Raw genomic sequence first — 20,508 nt, forward strand, 5'->3', positions numbered from 1 at the left:
GGTCCAAACGGACGGTGTCGTCCGGTTAAGAGCCTACGCTCGGGGCCGGATCCCCCGCACGGCCACTGGTGGCGAAGGTGAGAACGATGGACGACCGCACGATGAGAGCAGTACTTTTCGACCGCTTCGGCGGCCCCGAGGTGTTGTACGTGGGCCGGGTGCCGCGCCCCGAACCGGCGCCCGGCGAGGTGCTCGTGCGGGTGCGCGCGTTCAGCGTCAACGGCGGCGAACTGGCGGCCCGTTCCGGCAGCCTCCGTCTCTTCACCGGACGGAGGTTCCCGCAACGCGTCGGATTGGACTTCACCGGCGAGGTCGCCGCGCTCGGCACCGGCGTGACGGACGTCGCGGTCGGCGACCGTGTGTGGGGCGTCGTGGGCCGTACCGGATTCGGCAGCGCCGCCGAGTACGTGACGGTCCGGGCCGAGCGGCTCGGCCGGGTCCCGGACGGACTGGATCTGGTGGCGGCCGCCGCGCTGCCGGTGGCGACCACGGCCATCACGGCGCTGCGCGACAAGGCCGGGCTGCGACCCGGCGAACGACTGCTCGTACGGGGCGCCGCGGGCGGCGTCGGCAACGCCGCCGTCCAGCTCGGACAGGCATATGGCGCCGAGGTCACGGCCCTGGCCCGCGCCGCCAACCTCGACTTCGTCCGCACGCTCGGCGCCCACCACGCCATCGACCACCGGACCGTCCCGCCGGGGGAACTGGGCCTGTTCGACGTGGTCCTCGACACCGCGGGCACCGACCTGCGGGCCTTCCGGCGCCTGCTGGCGCCCGGCGGACGCATGGTCACCATCACCTTCGACCTGACACGGCCCGCCGCCTCGCTCGGCTACATCGCCGGCAGCGCCGTACACGGACGCGGCCGGGTGCGCTTCTTCAGCGGCAACCCCACGCGGGCACTCTTCGACGACCTCGCCCGTCAGGTGACGGAGGGGGGACTGCGCCCCGCGGTGGACAGGTGCTTCCCGCTGGAGGAGACAGCGGCGGCACACCGGGCGCTGGAGGCGGGCGGGGTGCGGGGCAAGTACGTGGTCAGGGTCGACTGAGGAAGCCCTGACGGAGTGATCGAGGAATGCGTGTGATCGGCGGAAAGCCCCTGGGCGGTGCCGTATCGGGGACCCGCCGGCGTCCACCGGCGCAACCGAGCAGCACGGACGCCCCGAGCCGATCATGGCCGGGGCTCTCCCGGTCGTGCTCGGCGGCAGCGGGCATGGCGGCTGCTCCGGCGCGACTGCGAAGATCGGGGCGTGAGGCGGACCGGCAACACGATGCCGCCGCGCATCCGGGGGCAGGACGGCCGCCGCTTCAGGCACGACATGGGCGGGTCGTGCAAGGGCATCGGCGCCGACGCGAACATCGCGGAACGCAAGGCACGTCAACTGTCCGAGGGCCCGGAACGCCGGGGTGGAGGGCTTCACCGAACGCGACCCGGACAAGATCAACAAATGCGTACCTTTCTAGATCAACAAGCGCTACCGTGGGGCCATCCGTACGGCGGCGCGTGCGCCGCCCGTCGAGGAAGGACGATGTCTTGCGACAGAAAGCCGCACGGTTCGGCCTGACACTGGCCGTGGCCGGCACCCTCGCCGCCGGCGCTCTCGCCGCCGCGACCCCCGCCAGTGCCGCGGCTACGGGCTGGGCCCCGTACAAGGGCTATCGGACGCTTCAGAACTGCGTCTCGGCGGGAACCACCATGCTCGTCATGAAGGGGTACAAGGAGTACGACTGCCGCTGGGACAGCCCGTACTACATGCTCTGGCTGAGAAAGTAGCGCCGGGCGCGGTCAGGCGTTCCGCTCGGCGAGCGCTCCTGACCGTGTGACCGCCTGGTCCGCTCTGCGCGGATCGGGCGGTCAGGTGTCATGGGAGCCGTCCCGGGGTTCGTGGAAGCCGGGCCCGTCCGGGTGGAGTCCGGCGTGTTCCTCGTCGTCGAAGGTCGCGATGACGAGTCCGGACAGCGCGTCGTTGAATGCGCGTGCGACAGCCGCCGGTGCGGGCCGAGCCCACGGGGAAGGCGGCGACGACGGAACCGGGGAACCGCTCGCCTTCTCAGGGGCCGATCGTGTCGGTGTGGTGGTCGGGTTCGATCCGCTCACCGCCACAGCCGAGCTGCGCAGGCGGCTGCCGCTGCCTGGTCGAGATCGCCGTCGAGGACGGCCGCGTACGGCTGCGGGTGACCAACGACGGGGTCACCCCCGCGCCCGGTGAGCCCGGCATGGGACTGCGGAGCCTGCGTTCCCGCCTGGCCGCCGTCGGCGGCGAACTCGCCACCGATCCGGCCGCCTTCCGCACCGAACTGCGTGTGCCGCCGCTGCTCGAACCCGAGACGGACGGGGACGGGACGCGGAGGTTCACGCTGACGATGCGGCGGGGCCGCAGTGAGATCCTGGCCGGCAAGCCGGTCGGGACCCGGGGGTTCAACATCGTGGAGCCCGGCACCGAGAATCAGGTGCCCCGCAGGATCGCCGCCCACCACATGTAGTGGCCGCCGGAGGCGGCAGGGCGCCGGGCTCCGGCGGGATCCAGCGCATGCGAACCCGGATCCTCCTCGTCCGTCACGGGGGCTCCGTGGTACGGCGTGCGCATCCTCGGCCGGTGGGGTGTCTCAGGTGTTGCCGGAGTCCTCCGGGACGGGCTCGTTCCGCTCGCGGACGTACTCCAGCAGGTCGGCCTCGTCGATGACCTCGTCGGCGGGCGGGGCGGTGACGACGAGACGGAAGCCCCAGCCGGTGTAGCGCGTGTCGCTCCGCTTGACCAGCGGGTCCTTCCCCTCTCCCGCGGTGTCGGCGGTGACGAGGCGCTCGGGCAGGCCGGTCCGGTCGGTCCAGAGCCGCCAGGAGACCTTCCCCTTGCTCTTCGCGCCGACGGGCCGTCCCGAGGTCCAGTCGATGAAGGCGCCCTTGGAGAGCCTGCCCAGCTCCTTGCGGCTCAGGGTTCCCCGGTAGAGGAAGCCGCCGGAGACGCGCTCGCTCTTCGAGCACTTCAGCAGGGTCTTCATCAGGGACGTGTCGTACAGGTCGATCGGCTGCAGGCTGGCGTCCCGGGCCATGTCCCGGTTCGTGCGTCCCCGGTGAGCGTCCGGGAACCGGATCCACTTCTTGCCCTCCGGGACCGGCCCGCCGGGATAGTGGGCGGCGTCGTCGTAGGTGTTCCCGCCGACGCGGATCATGCGGTGGGAGGTCTGCTTCCCTGGCGGGACCTTCCCGGCCTTCGGCGCGGGAAGGTCCCGCCAGGTGAGGTCCGCGGCGACCGGGCCCGACGGGGCGAGCTGGAGCCTGCCGGTGATCCGGGTCCCGTTTCCGGAGACCGTCGACTTCGCGCCGAAGTAGAAGCGGTCGGTCTCGGAGATCCGGACGCCGTGCTCGCTGCGGAGCTGCCGCTTGATCGCACGCACCGGATCGGGGGATTCCGCCTGCGCGACGGCGGGACTCGCGGTGACCGGTGCGGCCCCGGCCAGTACGGCGGCCGCCAGCACAACCCATCGTCTCATTGGGGGTTTGTCCTTTTGTTACGGCTTTGGGGGCACTAAGCAAAAAGATAAGGGGTGAATGCGATATTAACCCGCACGTTCCATCCAAAACTCGCTCGCCTTCGGCGTCCGGCCGTGTCCTCCGCCCGGTTCCCCGGTGGTCGCCTCGGCGGGACCGTGGTGGGGCGGGTCCCGCGTCGCTAGTGTGAGGGGACGACCCCGCGCGTGGAGGAACCGATGCCCGCTGGTCCGCTGGAACCGGGAGATCCGCGCGTCCTGGGGAGGTTCGAGGTGGTCGGGCGGCTCGGCGAGGGCGGGCAGGGCATCGTCTACGACGGGCGAAGCCGGTCCGGCGAGCGAGTGGCGATCAAGGTGTTGCGCAGCGGTTCGGATCCCGCCGCGCGCCGCCGGCTGGCCAGGGAACTGCGGTCGGCGCTGCGGGTGGCCCCCTTCTGCACGGCCCGGGTGCTGGTGGCCGAGACCGACCGGCCGGACCCCTACGTCGTCAGCGAGTTCGTCGCGGGTCCCTCGCTCCACGAGCGGGTGCGTGACGGAGGGCCACTGCGCGGGGGCGACCTCGACCGCCTGGCGGTCGCCACGGCCACCGCGCTCGCCGCCATCCACAGCGCGGGGGTCGTCCACCGGGACTTCAAGCCGGCCAACGTGCTGCTCGGCCCGGACGGCCCACGGGTGGTCGACTTCGGTATCGCCCAGTTGCTCGACGCGAGCACGATGCCCTCGTCGATGTCCGGCACGCCGCCGTACATGGCTCCCGAGCAGCTCAACGGCGTGTACGGCTCGCCCGCGGCCGACGTGTTCTCCTGGGCCTCGACCATGGTCTACGCCGCCACCGGCCGCGCGCCGTTCGGCAGCGACACCGTCGCCGCGGTCTTCCGCCGGATTCTCAGCGCCGAGCCCGACCTCACGGGCGTTCCGTCACCCCTGCGGGAGACGCTGGCCGTCTGCATGGCCAAGGACCCCGGGGCACGTCCCTCAGCCCGGGCACTCATGATCCGCCTGGTCGAGCCCGGCGTCCCGACCGTCACGGTCCCCGAGGTCGGCCCGGTGCCCACCGCCTACCTGCCCGCCGGCTGGAACGGCCGGGCGGACCCGGAGACGGTGCCGCGGCACGACGAACCGGCACCCCGGCATGGTGAGCCGCCGCCCCGGCGAAGGCGGAGACCCGCCGTACTGATCGCGGTCACCGGGATCACCGCGGCGCTCGTGACGGCGACGGTGCTGTACGCCACGGGGGTGCTCGGCGGCTCCCCTGGTGGCGACCCGGCGGGGTCGAATGGCGCCACCGGTACGGGCGGGGAACCCGGATCGCGTTCGGTCACGGACGGGCGACCGGATCCGTCACGCCCGGCCGCGGACGGGCGGTCGAGTTCCGCGGCGCCGTCGGCGCAGTCCTCGGTCCGGCCGGGCGGGGGAGTCCCGGAGGCGTTCGCCGGAACGTGGACGGGCCGGGTCGTCTCGCAGGACACCCGGCGGAAGGCAGTCGACATCACGCTGACCCTGCCGGGTGACCGGCCGACGGGGACATGGCGGACCGGTGCGTGCGATCAGCAGGTCGTGCTGACCCGGGTCAGGGCCGGGAACGTGCTCGACCTGACCCGGGTGCAGCGGGACCAGTGCGTGGGGGGAGACATGACCCTCACCCTGAAGGGCCCGGCGACGCTGGACTTCGTCGGTCAGGAGGGCGCGGGCGCGCTGGAGTATCGCGGAAGCCTGAGCAGGCCCTGAGCCGGTCCCGGTCGGAGCCCGGTCGGGGAGGGCACGGGCATGCGACCACGTCGGCCCCCACTCGGGTCCGCGTCACCAACCGTAAGTAAGTGTTCGAGCCGGTTGAACAGCACGAATTCGCCGTTCAGGTGAATCAGGGTTCAGTCGCCGGAGCCCCGTCCGCAACTACCGCACGCGAACCGGCTGGCGAGGCACTCACCGCGGCCGATCAGCCTCAAACACCACCTGGCCCACGAGCGGCGCTCAGGGCCATCACCTGGCACTTCGACCACTAAGCCGCCCAAGCTCGACTTGCTCGGGCGGCGTGAGACTTGCCACAGACCCACAGAAACCGCGGCCGGAGATTGCTAGGCGTCGCGGCGCAGCGTGAACCAGAAGGTCGGCACCGAGTTGGTGCCCGGTGTGACGTCGAGTAGTTCCCAGCCGGGGAACCTGGCGCGGAGTTCGTCGGCTGTGACGCCCGCCGCCCACGACGTGAGCTCGGGGGTCGGACCGCCGAGCGGCTCGGGGCCGTACCCGAACATCAGCAACCGTGCTCCGGGAGCGGCGCGGTGGGTGAGCCCGGCGGCGTAGGCGTCGCGGCGGTGCAGCGGGATCCCGCAGTAGCAGCTCAGGTCGAAGAACAGGTCGAAGGGGCCCGGCACGTCAAGCTCGTCGAGGCGGGTGGCGTCTCCGTGCAGCAGCCGTACCGCCACTCCCGCCTCCGCGGCCTTCTCCCTGGCCTGGTCGACGGCGCGGTCGATCAGGTCGACGGCCGTCACCTCCCAGCCGTGCCGTGCGAGGTAGACGGCGTTGGTCCCCGTGCCGCAGCCGAGTTCGAGGGCGCGGCCGGGCGGCAGCACGCCGTGTCCCTCTACCAGGGCGACCAGCTCGGGCGGCGTCACGCCGGTGTCCCACGGTGGCTTGCCGGTGCGGTAGTAGCCCTCCAGCGCGCGGTGGACGGACTCCTCCTCCGGGTCTCGCCGCGTTGAGGCCAGGTCCGGTTCCGGCTTCTGGATGGTGTTGGGCTCGTCCATCGTCTCCTCCAAGAATCTAGAGTTGAACTCTAGTGATGTACTCTAGAGATATACTCGCAATATGGACAAGGTCAAGCGGCCGGACAAGCGAGCCGAGCGCTCACGCCGCACCCGTGAAAAGGTCGTCGAGGTGGCTCGCGAGCTGTTCGTCGCGCAGGGTTACGGGGCGACGAGCCTGCAGGAGGTCGCGGACCGGGCGGGCGTGGCCGTCCAGACGGTCTATTTCGTCTTCCGCAACAAGCGCACGCTGTTCAAGGACGTCGTCGACACATCCATAGCCGGGGATACCGAGCCGGTCGCCACCATGGATCGTGAGTGGTTTCGCGCCGCATGCGCCGAGCCCACCGCGGCCGGGCAATTGCGCGCGCACATCCACGGCACCCGCGAGATCCTGGGCCGGGTCGCCCCGATCATGCCGCTGATCGCGGCTGCCGCGGCCACCGACCCTGAGATCGCCGCACAGTGGCCGGAAGGCCCCGACCCGCGTTACACCGTGCAGTACGCAGCGGCCGAAGCCCTGGTTCGCAAGCCCGACATCCGTCCCGGCCTCTCCGTCGAGATGGCGGCGGACCTGCTGTTCGGCCTGCTCAGTCCGCAGCTCTACCTGATCTTCGTCCGCGACCGCGACTGGTCACCGGACACGTGGGAAGAGTGGGCCCGCACCGCCTTGACCTCCCAACTCTGCGCCGACCCCGGCTAAGCGGACGGACGCCACGATGGTCCTCCAGCCCGCAATGCTGGTAGCCAACCAGCTGGCCGGCCTTCTGCGGGCCGGGTCGGACAACCTGGCCGACACCCATACCGGGCCCTACTCCGACCAGATCATCCCGGCCGTCCAAGCCCCGGGGCCGGTAGGCCGGTCATGGCAAACAAAACTCCGACCCTGTCCCGACTACGTCCTATCCAGGGTCTTCTTTGGCCGGCGGGGCACAGCGTCGCCCTTCAGATGCCCGTACACCGTCGAGCGCGGCACCCCGAACGAGTCCGCGATCTGCTGGGCGGTCCTGTCCCGCGTGTCGTACGGCTGCCGGGCGAGGGCGGCCTGGTCGGCGGTGAGCTTGGGCCGGCGCCCGGCCGGCGTTCAGCCCGCCCGGGCGATCTGGAACGAGTAGGGCCCGGTCTTCGCCGTACCCGATCTGACCACGAGCGCGTACCGGCCGTCCCCGTTGGAGAGCGGGATGTCGGACTCGTACCCGCAGAGGGGGATGGGCTGCCGCGGGCTCGCGACGCTCCTCTGCGCGGCGTCCACGAGCTCCAGCTCGATGGCCTCGCACGCCCCGGCCCCGCCGAGGACCTTGATGGCCGACGCGCCGTCCGCGTCGAACTCGAAGCGGTCGATGCGTCCGGGGACGTCCAGCCGTCCCGCGCCGTCCGGACCGCCCTCGCCGATCTGCAGGCCGATCGCCGCCGGGAACGTACGGACCTTCACCGTCGCGATCCGGAAACCGTACGGCCCGACGACGTTCGTGTTCCCGAAGACCTCCAGCCGGTGCCTGCCCGCCTTGGTCAGCTTGACGACGGACGTGCCCCAGCTGAGAGCGATGCCGGACGGGCCGACCGGCCGGCCGTCGACCTCGGAGTACACCTGGAGCTGGATGTCGTCACCGGTCATGTCGGTGACGTAGAACTCCCTGGCGTCACCCAGGTCCAGGGCGAACCTGTCCCGCTGCCCGGCACGGGTGAGCTCGGATGCGACGGTGCCGCCGTCGGTGAGGACCCCGCCCGGCCGCACCACCGTCCGGTCCGGGGCCGTCTCGCCCGTCTCGTCCGTCTCGCTCGTCTCGCCCGGCTCACCGCTCTCCGCGGGCCGGGCGGACTCGATGGTCCCAGTGGTCTCGGGGGCCCCGGCGGTGACCGTGACGGTCACGCGTTCCGGGGCGGGCCGATCGTTCCCGAGGACGCCGGCGCCGCATCCGGTGACGATCAGGAGCATGAAGGCCGCGCCGGCGGCGAGCCGGAGGGGTGGCACGCCACGGCGGCCGGTGGAGGAGGCTTCCATGCCGGCCATTGTGCGAAGCCCACTTGCAGCCCGCTTTCGTCGCGGCTCTGTGCCCCGGAGCCCGCGGGAGCGACGCCGCGGCGTACGCCCTTCCCGTCGGGGTGAAGCGCGCGCCGGCGCCGGGCCGGCGCGTCGAGCACCTGCGGCGCCTCCACGCGCGGCAGGTGCCCGACGTCCGCGTTCACGGCGGGTCCGCCTTCGGCGTGCCCTCCCGCTTCCTCGTCTCCCCGGCGCGTCACCCGGTACGGCGGCCGGTCACGCCGTGAACTCCTCGCCCATGATCGGCCGGATCTCGATCGGTTCGCCCAGAACCTCGACGATCCGTGAGGCGATCTCCACGGCTCGTTCCCGGCCGCTCACATCGATCACGGCGAAGCTGGCCAGGACCTCCTTGAGCTCGGCGAAGGGTCCGTCGGTCGCCGCCACGCCGTCCGGGGTCCTGCGGACCGTGGTGCTGACCACCGGGTGACCGAGGCCCACGCCGGTGACGAACTCGCCGGTCTCGATCAGCTCCCGCTCGAACCTCTGGTACGTGGCGAAGGCGGTCATCGCCTCCTCGGACAGCGTGTCAGGGGTGGCGGCGTCCCAGTCGGCGGCCGGGGTGTAGCCGAGCAGCAGATATTTCACGGGGGTCCTCCTCGGTCGTTCTCGGTGAATGTACGCAAGGTGCGGTGGGACGGCGGCCGATGAGGACGGAGACGGTGGTCACGGCTTCCTCCTCGGTCGGGTCCTATCGGATACCTCGTGGCCGGGTCCGGGATCTCGACACGACCTGACTGTGACGTACATCACATCAGATGCGTGTCGAGACCCGCCGGCCGCCTCCGAGGTACCGGCGAACACTCACCACGACCCGCGAGGGAGACGAGATGTCTGAGAACTACCAGCCGAGCGCCGGCCTGAAGGCTCTGGACCGCCTGGTCGGCACCTGGAAGATCACCGGCGGCGCGGAGGGGACCGTGCGGTACGAGTGGATGCCCGGCGGGTTCTTCCTGCTCCAGCACGTCGATCTCAGCGGGTCCGGCGAGTCGGCCACCGGCCTGGAGGTGATCGGTAACCTGCGGCCGTTCGGTGAGCCGGCCGGTACGGAGGTGGTGTCGCGGTTCTACGGCTCGTCCGGCGACACCCTCGACTACGTCTACGAGCTGATCGGCGACGAGCTGACCATCTGGTGCGGCGCGAAGGGCAGCCCCGCCTACTACCGGGGCACCTTCAGCGCCGACGGCAACACGGCCGTCGGCGGGTGGGTCTACCCCGGCGGGGGCGGGTACGAGACCACCATGACCCGGATCTGAGGCCGGCCCGCACCGCGAGCCCGTACGGCCGCTCCGGACGGCCGGGGGCCGGGGGTCGGGGCCGGTCCGTCGCCGGCTCCGTCGCGGCCCTGGCGGCCGCTCCGGGCGGCCGGGGAGCGGTGAGGCCCGCCGGACAGGGCGGTCACCGTTCCCCGGCCGGTCCGCCGGGGCTCCGGGTCCGCGGTCCCCGGCCGATCCGCCGGCGCTCCGGGCTCGCGGTCACCGGCGGACCCGGGGAGTGTGAGGCGTCCGGAAGCCGTGGCGCGGGGGCTCCCCGGCGATCCCGGGATCCTCGCCCATCGGTGAAAACCGGGTGACATCTCGCGTCGCCCACCGGGATGCTGGAGGCGGTCGATGAGTTTTGTCGGTGGCGTCGGTCACTCTTTACATGACCGCGACTTCTTGCGAGACCCATGGCCGCGACGCCGGCCGTGACGACATCATGTCCGACGAACCCGATCGAGGTGCCGTGTCCGTCCCCCAGCTCGACTCTCCCGCCGCGTCCGTGAAGGCCGCTCCGGACCGTCCCCGGGCCGTTCCGGGACGCACCCCACCCGTGATCCGGTTGCTGGTGCTCGCCACGTTCGTGGTCATCCTCAATGAGACGATCATGGTCAACGCGATCCCCCAGCTGATGAGCGCGCTGCGCATCACCGCGCAGACGGCGCAGTGGCTCTCGACCGCCTTCATGCTGACCATGGCCGCCGTCATCCCGGTCACCGGGTGGTTCCTGCAGCGGGTCTCCACCCGTCAGGCGTACACCGTCGCGATGGGCCTGTTCCTCCTCGGCACGGCGCTGGCCGCCGTCGCGCCGACGTTCGAGGTGCTGCTGGGCGCCCGCATCGTCCAGGCGTCCGGGACGGCGGTGATGATGCCGCTGCTGATGACCACGCTGATGCAGGTCGTGCCGGAGTCGGACCGGGGCCGGGTGATGGGCAACGTCAGCCTGGCCATCTCGGTCGCGCCCGCGATGGGCCCGACCGTCTCGGGGGTGATCCTCCAGCTCGGGTCCTGGCGGCTGCTGTTCGCCGTGGTGCTCCCCATCGCCGCCGTGATCACATGGCGCGGCCTCGCGCAGCTCAGGAACGTCGGGGAGCCCGAGTTCAGCACCGTCGACTGGCTGAGCGTGGTGACCGCCGCCCTCGGCTTCGGCGGCCTGGTCTACGGGCTCAGCCAGTTCGAGGGCGGTGACGCCGGCGTCGCCGCCGCGATCGTGGCGGCCGGTCTGGCGGCCATCGCCGTCTTCGTCGTCCGCCAGCTGCTGCTGCAGAAGCGCGGCGCGCCGCTGATGGACCTGCGCACCCTGCGCCACCGCACCTTCACGGTCTCGCTGATCCTGATGTCGGTGGCCTTCATGGCGATGCTCGGCTCGATGATCCTGCTGCCGCTGTACCTGCAGAGCGTCCGCGGGCTCACCCCCCTGCAGACCGGGCTCCTCGTGATGCCGGGCGGTCTGGCGATGGGGCTGCTCGGCCCGGTCGTCGGCCGCCTGTTCGACCGGTTCGGCGGCCGGGTGCTGGTCGTCCCCGGCGCGATCGGGATCGCGCTCACGCTCACCGGCTTCACCCAGGTCACGATGACCATGCCGTTCTGGCAGCTCCTCGGCCTGCACGCGCTGCTCATGGTGAGCCTGGCCGCGACCTTCACCCCGGTGTTCACCCTCGGGCTCGGAGGGGTCCCCCCGCACCTCTACCCCCACGCCAGCTCGATCCTGAGCACGCTGCAGCAGGTCGCCGCGGCCTTCGGCACCGCGCTCGTGATCACCGTGATGAGCACGCGGGCCGACGCCCTGAGGGCCACGGGCGTCACCGACGCCCTCGCCACCCTCGGCGGCATGCGGCTGGCCTTCGTCGTCGGCGCCGTGCTGTCCGTGGTCGTGGTCGTCACCGCCCTGATCCTGCCCGCCCGGGCGGACAACGCCGGCGAGTTCGGAGGGCACGGGCACTAGGCCGGCTCCGCCGCCGGTGCGGGCACCGGCGGCCGGGGCCGGTGCGGGGCCGTACGCCGATAGGCTGCGGCGAACGCGGCCTCCCCACGGGGCCGGACTCTCCACAGGGCCCCAGCAGTGAGGTTCGGATGATTCGAGTGCTCGTCGCCGAGGACGTACGGATCCTGCGCGAGGCTCTCTGCGAGCTCCTGGGGTTCGAGAGCGACATGGTGGTCGTGGCCGCGGTCGAGTCCGGTGACCGGGTCGTCCCCGCCGCGCTGGAGCACCGGCCGGACATCGCCGTGCTCGACATCGAGCTGCCCGGGATGGACGGCCTCCACGCCGCGGCCGAGCTGCGCGAGAAGCTCCCGGACTGCAGGACCCTGATCCTGACGGGAGTGGCGCGACCGGGGAACCTGCGCCGGGGAATCGCCGCGCAGGTGGCGGGTTTCATGGTCAAGGACTCCCGGCCGCAGGAGCTGGCCGACGCGATCCGCACCGTGGCCGCGGGAGGGCGGGTCATCGACGCGGCGCTCGCCTACGCGGCGCTGGACGCGGCGGGCAGCCCGCTGACGGATCGGGAGTCCGACGTGCTGCGGCTGACCGCGTCCGGCGCGACGCCGCGCGAGGTCGCCGCGCGGCTTCACCTGACCTACGGCACCGTGCGGAACTACCTCGCCTCGGCGGTGACCAAGCTGGGGGCGCGCAACCGGGTGGACGCGATCCGCATCGCTAACGAGGCAGGCTGGCTGTGAGCGTGAACGCGCCGTCGCGCTGACCGGCGGCGATCCGCCCGCCCGCGCGGGTGACGCGCTCGGTGAGGCTGGCCAGCCCGGTCCCCCGGCGTTCCGGCGTGGCCCCGGCCAGGCCGGGGGCGGCCCCGCCGGCCCCGTCGGCCGGGCCGGTGACCCGGTGGTCCGGTGTGGAGTCACCGGTGCTCCGGTGTTCCGGCGCGGTCGGGGCGAGGCCGTCGTTGGTGACGCGCAGCCGTACCCGGCCGGGGGCCGAGACCACGGAGATGTGGCAGGTGCGCGCGGTGGAGTGGCGGATGACGTTGGTCACCGCCTCGCGGAGGGTGACGGCCAGGAGCGGAGCGTCGGGGGGCGGCGCGGGCGCCGAGACGGTGACGTGGACGCCGGCGGCCTCCAGGATCGAACGAGCGGTCGCGATCTCCTCACCCAGGGAGAGCTCGGTGGTGAGGGAACGGATCTCGCCGTGGGCGCGCTCGGCCAGGGTGAGCGCCTCGGCGAGCTCGCGCCGGGCACGGCCGGGGTCCGCCGGCAGCAGGCGGGCGGCGAGCTCCGCCTTGAGGCTGATCCCCGACAGGCTCATGCCGAGCAGGTCGTGGACGTCGCGGGCCAGGCGCAGCCGCTCGGTGACGGCGGAGACGCGGGCCACGTCGCCGCTGGTCTCCTCAAGGTCGCGGGCCACCTCGGGGATGCGGCACAGGGCGTACACCTGGATGGTGATGGCGACGGTGGCCGCGCCCCAGTAGACGCGGTCGCCGACGCCGATCCAGTCCCGATCGGTGACGAGGATCAGCGCCAGGGTGAAGAGCGGGATGATCGCCCAGGCCCAGGGGCGGCGCAGCCGGACGACGGCGGCGCCACCGTCACGCTCCGGGCGCCGGTGATCGTCCGTGCGGTCGCCAGGGCCGCACGGCCGAGGTCGGCCACCCGGGTCAGCCGCTGGGCGGTCGGCTCGGCCTGGCCGTCCCGGATCAGATGGATGATCGCCGACAGTTCTGCTCCGAGGGTGCCGCGCAGCCGGGCCGCGCTCTCCAGCCGTTCCCTGGTGGCGGCGAGCGCGGCGAGCCGTTCGCGCTGCCCGGCCGTCTGGTCGAGCCGCCTGGCCAGGTGGGTGACGGCGAACACGCTGAGCGCGGTGTTGACGACGACGATCGCGAAACCCGCCGTGGAGAGCGCGTCGGAGCCGTGGTAGGCGGTGATGGCGGTGTCGGAGGCCGCGACGACCGCGAACAGCGGCCAGGAGACCGGGGCGGGCAGGGTCAGCAGGATCGCCGCGCCCAGGAAACCGGAGAGGGGACCCCACGCCCCGCCGAGCGCGAGATACGGCGCGAAGACCAGGAACGCCTGGGCCGCCAGCAGGAGGCGTGGCCGCCAGGACCGCGTGACGACCGCGACGTGGAGGGCCGCGATCGCCACGATGGCCGCGGCACCGAGCGTCGTGTCCCCGGCGGGCAGCGGGGTCTGCAGGAAGGCCCCCACGCGGGCGGCGGCGAGGGCGCACACCAGAGAGAGGACGAGCGTCCAACCGAACCTGTTCACCGGCCCCCGATCGCATCCGGAACTGATGTGCATTCTGCACCGGCGCGCCATGCGGAGAGTGGACGGGCGTCATGCGAAGGGCGGGCGGACCGGTGCACGGGACACTGCCACCGTGTCCCCGCGAATCGAGATCGTGGGGACATGACACAGGACATCACCCCGTTCCGGATCGCGATCCCGGAAGCCGACATCGTCGATCTGCGCGACCGCCTGGCCCGTACCCGCTGGGTGAACGAGCTGCCGCCGGAGGAGCTGGCCGACCTGCCGGTCTCCGGCCCCGTACGGCCGGGCTGGCAGTACGGCGTGCCCCTGGCGTACGTGCGGGACCTCGTCGAGCGCTGGCGCGACTCCTTCGACTGGCGGGCGCAGGAGGCGAGGCTGAACTCCCACCCGCAGTTCACGACCGTCATCGACGGCCAGACCGTCCACTTCGTGCACGTGCGTTCCGCCGACCCCGCGGCGACGCCGCTCATCCTCACGCACGGCTGGCCCAGCACCTTCGCGGAGTACCTCGACCTGGTCGAGCCGCTGTCACGCGACTTCCACCTGGTGATCCCGTCCATCCCCGGCTTCGGCTTCTCCGGGCACACCCGCGAGAAGGGCTGGGACGCCGTACGCGTCGCCGGGGCCTGGGCCGAGCTGATGCGCCGGCTCGGCTACGACCGGTACGGCGCGCACGGCAACGACGCGGGCGCGATCATCTCACCGGTGCTCGGCCGGATCGATCCCGAGCACGTGATCGGCGTGCACGTCAACCAGATCTTCTCCTTCCCCTCCGGGGACCCCGCCGAGTTCCAGGGCCTCTCCCCGGAGGACATGGAGTATCTGGGCTTCCTGCAGTCCTTCGTCGACCATGCCGTCCATGACAAGGCCCAGCAGGCGCAACCGCAGACCCTCGCCCACGCGCTGGCCGACTCGCCAGCCGGCCAGCTCGCCTGGATCGGCCAGCTGCTGGCCGGCGTGGACCCGGACGTGGTGCTGACCAACGCCTCGATCTACTGGTTCACCAACACCGCGGCGTCCTCGGCCCGCTTCTACTACGAGAACGACCACGCCTCGACGGGCTCGGAGCCGACCACGTTCCCGATGGGCCTGGCGAGCTTCGCCTACGACTTCCGCCCGATCCGGAGGTTCGCCGAGCGGGACCACAAGGACATCGTGTCCTGGCACGAGTTCGACCGCGGCAGCCACTGGGCCGCCCATGATGCCCCGGACCTGCTCGCCGAGGACATCCGCGGCTTCTTCACCGGCCTGTCCGGCTGAGGGCCCGTCCGCCCGAGGGGAGCGGCCGGTCACCGGCTCTCGCCGGGTGACCGGTGACCGGCGTTCCCCCTCGGGGCGTGCAGGCGGTTCGGTTCACGGGGTCGCGTGGGTGGTTCCGCTCACCGGGTCGTGCAGACGGTTCCGTTGAGGGTGAAGACCTCGGGCAGCACGTTCGGGCCGCTGTAGTTGCCGACGTAGCCGATCGTGGCCGTCGCGCCGGTGGCCAGCGAGCCGTTGCCGGGCTCGTTGACGACCTTGACGTCCTGGCCGTTCTGCGTCCAGACGGCGCTCCATCCGCTGCCCAGGCTCTGCCACGCCCTGGGCCAGCCGAAGGTCAGGGTCCAGCCGTTGACCGGTGCGCCGTTGTTGGTGATGTCGATGGAGCCGACGTAGCCGCTGCCCCAGTCGGACTGCTTGGTCAGGCGTACCGAGCACGGGCTGGAGGCGGGCGTGCCGGTGGTGAACGTCAGCGGCGCGGAGGGGGGCGAGACGCCGCCGCCGCCGTCGCGGGCGATCACGTTGACCGTGTGGCGCGTGCCCGGCTTCAGGTTGCGCACGGTGAGCGAGGTGCCGGCGGTCTCGCCGATCTGCTCGCTGACGGCTCCGTTCTGGAGGCGGACCTCGTACTTCGCGATCGGGCGGGTGCCGGCGGAGGCGGCGGGCCAGGAGATCGTGGCCGCCCGGTCCGTCACGCCCGAGACCGCCGGCTGCCCGGGTGCGCCCGGCAGGCCCGCCTGGGCGGAGGCGGGACGCACGATGATCGTGGTCAGCGAGAGGGGCGGCAGCGTCCGGCTGGTCGCGTCGCCCGTGGCCGAGGTGGTGATGCCCGTGGCGCCGTTGGTGTGGGTCAGCACGGTGGGGGCCCCGGACGCCGGGCTGAAGCCGGAGTAGTCGATCGCGACGGGGTACGACGTGTCGGACGAGGTGTTGATCAGCATGACGGCCAGCGCGCCGTCGGGGCGGCGTACGGCGTGCGCGGTGACCTTCGCCTGGTCGGTCGCGGCCCGGATGAACCGGTCCCCGGGGCGGGCGAACCTGCTCACCATCTGGAGCGCGTGGTACGGCGCGAAGGGCGTGTTCGCCGCCGGCTCGCAGACGCCGCCGTCGGTGCACGTCCCGCTCGACAGCAGGCCGAAGTCGCCGTAGTCGGTGTGTCCCTCGACCTCGGTGACCTTGCCGATTCCGTTGTGGACGTTCCACCAGTCGACGGTGAACACCCCGTTCGCCAGCAGCGTCGCGTAGGCGTCGGCGGCGGCCAGGGCGCCGGGCTGGGTCGTCGCGCCGCGGTCGCTCGACCCGGTGTTGAACTCGGTCATCGCGATGCCGATCCGCTCGGACCCGGCTCCCGCGTGCTTCGCGATCTGCTTGCGGACGAGCTGGATCATGTCCGGGACCTGCGCGGCCCTGTCGAAGGCGCCGGGGTACCAGTGCAGGATCACGAAGTCGATCTTCGGCCCGGCGGTGGACAGGACGACCTCGTTCCAGCTCCCGGCGTCGCCGTCGGCGACCAGGGCGTCGGGCCAGTTGGCGGGTGTGGTCAGCACCGCGCCGATCTTGATGGTCGGGTCGACGGCCTTCATCGCGTCGGAGTAGGCCACGACGTTGCGCGCGTACTCGGCCGGGCTCTTGTCGGCGTGGTCGTCGGCCTCCCAGGCGGCGCCGTAGCGGCCGTTGCCGTAGTTCTCGTTGCCGATCTCCCAGTACCTGACGCCGTAGCCCTTGGTGACGTTGGCGCGCCGTACCCAGGCCGCGGCCTCCTCCGCCGTGCCGGTGCCGTAGTTGGCGGTCACCATCGGCTGCGCCCCGGTGCGCCGTACCCCGCGCATGAAGGTGTCGAAGTCGGTGTCGGGGGCCACGTAGCCGCCGGGAGCGGTGTGGTCGGCCCAGTGGTAGATGTCGGAGTAGGAGCCGCCGGGGTAGCGCAGCAGCTTCACACCGGCGTCTTTGAGCAGGTCGGCGGTCTCGTCGGTGCCCAACCGCGAGTCCCAGATCGCATGGTTGGCTCCGACGGCGGTCTCGGGCACGGAGGCGAGCGCGGCGCGGGCGTTGACGGTCACCGCGACCGGGGCGGTCTCGTCGGCGTACGCCGTGGGCGCCTGCAGGACGGCCAGCGTCAGCAGTACGGCGGACGCGGCCCGCAACAGAGGTCTTGGCATCGATGGACACCTCGAATCGATAGCGGCCTTCATTCGACGCCTCCCCTGACCCGGAGGCAACATGATCGTGGGTGGCCGCTCCACGCCCGTCAACCGACGGTGAAACTTTCACGCCGGAGGGCCCCCGCGGCGGGTCGTGCCGCGGGGGCCTTCCGAGGGCTGAGGTCCGGCGGGTGAGGTCAGCCGGTCCGGGTCCACTTCTGGTTGTCGCCGCCCCAGCAGGAGTAGAGCTGAAGCTTGGTGCCGTTGGCGGTGCCCGATCCGACGGCGTCCAGGCAGAGGCCGGACTGGACGCCGACGATGGTGCCGTCGCCGTTCAGGCGCCACTTCTGGTTGTCGCCGCCCCAGCAGGAGTAGATCTGGACCACGGCGCCGTTGCCGGTGCCGCCGGCGTCGAGGCACTTGTTGCCGTAGACGCGGAGCTCTCCGGCGGAGGTGGAGGCCCACTGCTGGTTGGTGGCGCTGTGGCAGTCCCAGAGCTGGACCTGGGTGCCGTCGGTGGTGCTGCTGTTGGGCACGTCCAGGCAGCGTCCGGAGGCGACGCCCCTGATCTGCCCGCCGCCGGGCGGCGGGGAGGTGGGCGGCGTGGTGGGCGTCTGGCTCGGGCCGGGGCCGGGGGAGGCGGCGTTGAGGGCGTTGAGCACCGAGTTGTAGGCGGCCTTCTTGTTGCCGTTGCCGTCGAACAGCAGCGGGGTGTCGCCCGAACGCCAGGAGTCGGTGTCGCGCACCCCCCACACGGTGATGCCGACGCAGCGCGACACGGCCAGGCAGTCGTTGGTCACGTTGGCGTAGGTCGTGGCCGAGGCGCCCTGGATGTCCAGCTCGGTGATGGCCACGTCGACGCCGAGGGCGGCGAAGTTCTGCAGGGTGGTGCGGAAGTTGCTGTTGTAGGGGCTGCCGCTGTTGAAGTGGCTCTGGAAGCCGACGCAGTCGATCGGCACGCCGCGCTGCTTGAAGTCGCGGACCATGTTGTAGACGCCCTGGGTCTTGGCCCAGGTCCAGTTCTCGATGTTGTAGTCGTTGTAGCAGAGCTTGGCGGACGGGTCGGCGTTCCGCGCGGTGCGGAAGGCGACCTCGATCCAGTCGTTGCCGGTCCGCTGCAGGTTGGAGTCGCGGCGGCCACCGGAGTTGCCGTCGGCGTACGCCTCGTTGACCACGTCCCAGGCGTAGATCTTGCCCTTGTAGTGGGCCATCACGCCGTTGATGTGGTCGATCATCGCCTGGCGCAGGCTGGAACCGGACAGGGACTGCATCCAGCCGGGTTGCTGTGAGTGCCAGGCCAGGGTGTGCCCGCGGACCCGCTTGCCGTTCTGGACGGCCCAGTTGTAGATGCGGTCTCCGCTTCCGAAGCTGAACTGGCCCCGCTGCGGTTCGGTGGCGTCGATCTTCATCTCGTTCTCGGCGGTCACCATGTTGAACTCGCGGTTCGCGATCGTGGTGTACGCCGAGTCGCCGAGCTTGTTCCCGGCGATGGCGGTGCCGAAGTAGCGCCCGCTCTGCGCGGCCGCCGCGCCGAGCGTGCTCTCCGCGGCGTCGGCGGGAACCTGTATCGCCAGCGCCGTGATCGTGCCGAGTGCGCCGAGGGCGCCGGCGATCAGGGCCCGGCGGAGGCCGCCGAGGGGTCGCCGGGTTCCAGGCGGGGGTATGGCGTTTGCACCCATGCCTTGAGCCTCCATAACTGGGTCACGGAAAAGGGGGGAACGGGGAGGGCCCCGCGGGACCGACGCCCGTCCCATCGCCTCACAGGGGGCCACGCACCACCGGGCGTCGAGGACGGTGGTCCTCTCCGCGCACCACCACCCGCGGGGCCGTCCTGGGGACCCAGTGTGGAAATGCCCCTGAAACCTGTCAATACCCGATTGAAACTTTCGGAGCGTGTTTTGCGCGCCCGATGCACGCGTGTTGCGACGTCCGGCCCGTCTCCTGGGCCTTCCCGGCGTTCCTCCGCCGGGCGGTACGGCACCACCCCGCGCCCGGTGAGGCTCCGCGGGTGAAATTTTCAGAGACACGCCCGCATCGGCCGGGCGCGGCTTCCCCGATAACGCGAGATGAGCCCCGCCCGGCCGCCGCGCACGCCGGCGCGACGGGTTCCGGACTCTTGACGCGCCTTCCCGCCTCGTATTTGCTCCGCCCACCACCACCGTCTCCACCCACCCGGTGGAGAACCGTCTCCATCCGCCCGACGGGAGGTCCTCCGTACCCGGCGGGCCGGACCGGCGGCGACCACCGGGAGCCCGACCGGATGGCCCACCCCAGAACTGACGAGGACATGGCGTGAAACGAACACTCAGAGCCGTGCTGGCGGTCATCGCCCTGCCCCTGGTGATCGCGGGCATGCTGGCGGCGACCCGGCCGGTGGCGGCGGCGTCGCTGACCCGGGTGACCGGCTTCGGCAACAACCCGACCAACCTGAACATGTACCTCTACGTGCCCGACCGGGTCGCGGCCCGGCCGGCGCTGCTGGTGCTGGTGCACTACTGCACCGGCACGGCCTCGGCGATCTTCAACGGAAACGGGCACGACTACGTCACCGCCGCCGACCGCTACGGCTACATCATCGTGCTGCCCGAGGCCACCCGCAGCGAGAAGTGCTTCGACGTGTCCACCCCCGCCGCGCTGCGCCGCGACGGCGGCAGCGACTCCACCGGCATCATGTCGATGGTCGCCTACGCCCGCCAGCGCTACAACGTCGACCCCGCCCGGATCGTGGTCAGCGGCTTCTCCTCCGGCGCGATGATGACCAACGTCCTGGCCGCCGAGTACCCCGACGTCTTCGCCGCCGGAGCGGCCTTCTCCGGGGTCCCGGCCGGATGCTTCGCCACCACCAACGGCTCGCTGTGGAACAGCCAGTGCTCCGGCGGCAACCTCATCAAGACCGCCCAGCAGTGGGGCGACCAGGCACGGGCGATGTATCCCGGTTACTCCGGCCGCTACCCCCGGATGCAGCTGTGGCACGGCACCACCGACACCACGCTGGCCTACCCCAACTTCGGCGAGGAGATCAAGCAGTGGACCAACCTCCACGGCCTGAGCCAGACCCCCGCCTTCACCGACCACCCGCAGTCGTCCTGGACCCGCACCCGTTACGGCACCACCACGACCCAGGCCACCGTCGAGGGCGTCAGCATCAGCGGTGTCGGCCACTCCCTGCCGATGAGCGGTCAGCTCGCCTACGCCATCTCCTTCCTCGGCCTCGACGGCACCACGCCGTCCCCCTCTCCGTCGGCGACCCCGTCGCCCTCTCCGTCGGTGACCCCGTCGCCCAGCGTCACCCCGACGTCCCCCGGTGAACCGGGCGCCTGCCGGGTCGGCGTCACCGTCAACGCCTGGAACACCGGGCTGACCGA

At 71.8% G+C, this 20,508-nt stretch carries 18 protein-coding genes and 1 pseudogene; 10 read left to right on the forward strand and 9 right to left on the reverse strand.

The annotated features are described in order from the left end of the window. The first annotated feature begins 101 nt into the window (after positions 1-101). The 3 genes from IEZ10_RS33135 to IEZ10_RS33145 all read left to right on the forward strand — a co-directional run bounded on the left by IEZ10_RS33135 (position 102) and on the right by IEZ10_RS33145 (position 2,484). A complete protein-coding gene (locus IEZ10_RS33135; RefSeq protein ID WP_229811891.1) occupies positions 102-1,049 on the forward strand; it encodes an NAD(P)-dependent alcohol dehydrogenase in 948 nt (315 codons plus the stop codon). 485 nt (positions 1,050-1,534) lie between these two features. Continuing rightward, positions 1,535-1,774, forward strand: a complete 240-nt coding sequence (locus tag IEZ10_RS33140) for a hypothetical protein (RefSeq protein ID WP_189250458.1) — start codon at positions 1,535-1,537, stop codon at positions 1,772-1,774. A gap of 197 nt (positions 1,775-1,971) precedes the next feature. Next, positions 1,972-2,484 (forward strand): sensor histidine kinase, encoded by a 513-nt coding sequence (locus IEZ10_RS33145; protein WP_229811892.1) that lies wholly within the window; start codon positions 1,972-1,974, stop codon positions 2,482-2,484. Positions 2,485-2,607: 123 nt separating this feature from the next. Here the strand turns inward: IEZ10_RS33145 and IEZ10_RS33150 are convergent, their stop codons facing one another. Next, a complete protein-coding gene (locus IEZ10_RS33150) occupies positions 2,608-3,492 on the reverse strand; it encodes a hypothetical protein (protein WP_189250460.1) in 885 nt (294 codons plus the stop codon). A gap of 216 nt (positions 3,493-3,708) precedes the next feature. Here IEZ10_RS33150 and IEZ10_RS33155 point away from each other — a divergent pair, with 216 nt between their 5' ends. After that, positions 3,709-5,217: a serine/threonine protein kinase gene (locus IEZ10_RS33155; protein ID WP_189250461.1), complete on the forward strand. Its 1,509-nt coding sequence runs from the start codon at positions 3,709-3,711 to the stop codon at positions 5,215-5,217. A 347-nt stretch (positions 5,218-5,564) separates the two neighbouring features. Here the strand turns inward: IEZ10_RS33155 and IEZ10_RS33160 are convergent, their stop codons facing one another. Then, positions 5,565-6,233, reverse strand: coding sequence for a class I SAM-dependent methyltransferase (locus IEZ10_RS33160; protein WP_189250462.1), 669 nt, complete (start codon positions 6,231-6,233; stop codon positions 5,565-5,567). Between the two features lie 61 nt (positions 6,234-6,294). Here IEZ10_RS33160 and IEZ10_RS33165 point away from each other — a divergent pair, with 61 nt between their 5' ends. Then, complete coding sequence (locus IEZ10_RS33165; RefSeq protein ID WP_189250463.1) at positions 6,295-6,933, forward strand: TetR/AcrR family transcriptional regulator; 639 nt, start codon at positions 6,295-6,297, stop codon at positions 6,931-6,933. 192 nt (positions 6,934-7,125) lie between these two features. On the opposite strand, the pseudogene IEZ10_RS40495 reads toward IEZ10_RS33165, so the two are convergent. The 3 genes and pseudogenes from IEZ10_RS40495 to IEZ10_RS33175 form a co-directional block, all read right to left on the reverse strand. Then, a pseudogene (locus IEZ10_RS40495) lies at positions 7,126-7,293 on the reverse strand (hypothetical protein); the annotation flags it as partial. 21 nt (positions 7,294-7,314) lie between these two features. Further along, entirely contained in the window at positions 7,315-8,232 is a 918-nt protein-coding gene (locus tag IEZ10_RS33170; RefSeq protein WP_189250464.1) for a hypothetical protein, read from the reverse strand. A gap of 255 nt (positions 8,233-8,487) precedes the next feature. Then, positions 8,488-8,859 (reverse strand): YciI family protein, encoded by a 372-nt coding sequence (locus IEZ10_RS33175; RefSeq protein ID WP_189250465.1) that lies wholly within the window; start codon positions 8,857-8,859, stop codon positions 8,488-8,490. Positions 8,860-9,101: 242 nt separating this feature from the next. Here IEZ10_RS33175 and IEZ10_RS33180 point away from each other — a divergent pair, with 242 nt between their 5' ends. The 3 genes from IEZ10_RS33180 (at position 9,102) to IEZ10_RS33190 (ending at position 12,209) form a co-directional block, all read left to right on the forward strand. Next, on the forward strand, positions 9,102-9,527 hold the full coding sequence (locus tag IEZ10_RS33180; RefSeq protein ID WP_189250466.1) for a hypothetical protein: 426 nt from the start codon (positions 9,102-9,104) through the stop codon (positions 9,525-9,527). 388 nt (positions 9,528-9,915) lie between these two features. Further along, complete coding sequence (locus IEZ10_RS33185; protein ID WP_189250467.1) at positions 9,916-11,475, forward strand: MDR family MFS transporter; 1,560 nt, start codon at positions 9,916-9,918, stop codon at positions 11,473-11,475. Between the two features lie 128 nt (positions 11,476-11,603). Beyond that, positions 11,604-12,209 (forward strand): response regulator transcription factor, encoded by a 606-nt coding sequence (locus IEZ10_RS33190; protein WP_189250468.1) that lies wholly within the window; start codon positions 11,604-11,606, stop codon positions 12,207-12,209. On the opposite strand, the gene IEZ10_RS33195 is transcribed toward IEZ10_RS33190, so the two are convergent. Further along, the gene (locus tag IEZ10_RS33195; RefSeq protein ID WP_189250469.1) at positions 12,187-12,912 is read right to left on the reverse strand and encodes a sensor histidine kinase; all 726 of its coding nucleotides are present in this window, start codon (positions 12,910-12,912) and stop codon (positions 12,187-12,189) included. The two genes, IEZ10_RS33190 and IEZ10_RS33195, sit on opposite strands and share 23 nt — an antisense overlap. Positions 12,913-12,992: 80 nt before the next feature. Continuing rightward, positions 12,993-13,742 carry a sensor histidine kinase gene (locus IEZ10_RS33200; RefSeq protein ID WP_189250470.1) on the reverse strand — a complete coding sequence of 250 codons (750 nt, stop codon included), beginning with the start codon at positions 13,740-13,742 and terminating at the stop codon, positions 12,993-12,995. 141 nt (positions 13,743-13,883) lie between these two features. Here IEZ10_RS33200 and IEZ10_RS33205 point away from each other — a divergent pair, with 141 nt between their 5' ends. After that, positions 13,884-15,005 carry an epoxide hydrolase family protein gene (locus IEZ10_RS33205; RefSeq protein WP_189250471.1) on the forward strand — a complete coding sequence of 374 codons (1,122 nt, stop codon included), beginning with the start codon at positions 13,884-13,886 and terminating at the stop codon, positions 15,003-15,005. Between the two features lie 119 nt (positions 15,006-15,124). Here the strand turns inward: IEZ10_RS33205 and IEZ10_RS33210 are convergent, their stop codons facing one another. After that, positions 15,125-17,161, reverse strand: a complete 2,037-nt coding sequence (locus IEZ10_RS33210; RefSeq protein ID WP_189250472.1) for a cellulose binding domain-containing protein — start codon at positions 17,159-17,161, stop codon at positions 15,125-15,127. 179 nt (positions 17,162-17,340) lie between these two features. Further along, the gene (locus IEZ10_RS33215) at positions 17,341-18,822 is read right to left on the reverse strand and encodes an endo-1,4-beta-xylanase (RefSeq protein ID WP_189250473.1); all 1,482 of its coding nucleotides are present in this window, start codon (positions 18,820-18,822) and stop codon (positions 17,341-17,343) included. A gap of 613 nt (positions 18,823-19,435) precedes the next feature. Between IEZ10_RS33215 and IEZ10_RS33220 the strand changes: the two genes are divergently transcribed. Continuing rightward, positions 19,436-20,508: extracellular catalytic domain type 1 short-chain-length polyhydroxyalkanoate depolymerase (locus IEZ10_RS33220; protein WP_229811893.1), on the forward strand; the 1,073-nt coding region annotated here is incomplete at its 3' end.

The sequence above is a fragment of the Streptosporangium pseudovulgare genome (assembly GCF_014648055.1).
Lineage (GTDB): Bacteria > Actinomycetota > Actinomycetes > Streptosporangiales > Streptosporangiaceae > Streptosporangium > Streptosporangium pseudovulgare.